This is a genomic window from Paenibacillus terrae (genome assembly GCF_005217525.1).
GTDB lineage: Bacteria > Bacillota > Bacilli > Paenibacillales > Paenibacillaceae > Paenibacillus > Paenibacillus terrae_C.
Genome location: NZ_PNXQ01000009.1, coordinates 1 through 760, shown reverse-complemented (window position 1 = coordinate 760; position 760 = coordinate 1). Strand labels below are relative to the sequence as shown.

General features: G+C 50.8%; 6 tRNA genes. All 6 read right to left on the bottom strand.

Features of this window, described 5'->3' with window-relative positions:
• Window positions 1-8 precede the first annotated feature (8 nt).
• Window positions 9-81: transfer RNA gene (locus C1I60_RS07575), tRNA-Phe, on the bottom strand.
• Between the two features lie 77 nt (window positions 82-158).
• Window positions 159-235, bottom strand: a tRNA-Asp gene (locus tag C1I60_RS07570).
• A gap of 16 nt (window positions 236-251) precedes the next feature.
• Window positions 252-327 (bottom strand) — tRNA-Thr (locus tag C1I60_RS07565).
• A gap of 4 nt (window positions 328-331) precedes the next feature.
• Window positions 332-407: transfer RNA gene (locus C1I60_RS07560), tRNA-Val, on the bottom strand.
• 10 nt (window positions 408-417) lie between these two features.
• Window positions 418-494 (bottom strand) — tRNA-Met (locus C1I60_RS07555).
• Between the two features lie 31 nt (window positions 495-525).
• A tRNA-Ser gene (locus C1I60_RS07550) sits at window positions 526-617 on the bottom strand.
• Between the last annotated feature and the right edge of the window lie 143 nt (window positions 618-760).

The following is a 760-nucleotide window of genomic DNA, read 5'->3' as shown; positions in this document are numbered from 1 at the left end:
TATAAAGGTGGCTCGGGACGGAATCGAACCGCCGACACGAGGATTTTCAGTCCTCTGCTCTACCGACTGAGCTACCGAGCCATATCCATTAACAAAAAAATAAAGTGCGGAGGGATACCCCTTCCCACTTTAGCGCGTAAAAATATCATATTGAAAAATGGCGGAACTGACGGGATTCGAACCCGCGATCTCCTGCGTGACAGGCAGGCATGTTAGGCCTCTACACCACAGTTCCCTGGACTTTTCAAAAATGGTGCCGGCGAGAGGACTTGAACCCCCAACCTACTGATTACAAGTCAGTTGCTCTACCAGTTGAGCTACACCGGCACAATGGTGGAGGCTGAGGGGATCGAACCCCCGACCCTCTGCTTGTAAGGCAGATGCTCTCCCAGCTGAGCTAAGCCTCCTGGGTATGTATGGTAGCGGCGGAGGGGATCGAACCCCCGACCTCACGGGTATGAACCGTACGCTCTAGCCAGCTGAGCTACACCGCCATAACATAATACTTCGCTAGCTTGTCCTAAATGGCGGAGAGAGAGGGATTCGAACCCTCGCACCACTTTCGCAGTCTAACCCCTTAGCAGAGGGTCCCCTTATAGCCACTTGGGTATCTCTCCATGTAAATGGACTCACTTAGCAAAAACTCCGCGCGTTATTCTACATATCACCATAGTGAATTAGAATACCAAGCGTGATTTCAAGGTGTTACACCCTGAAAACTGGATCCGAAACTCCATTGCGTTCTATCTTTAGGATAAGC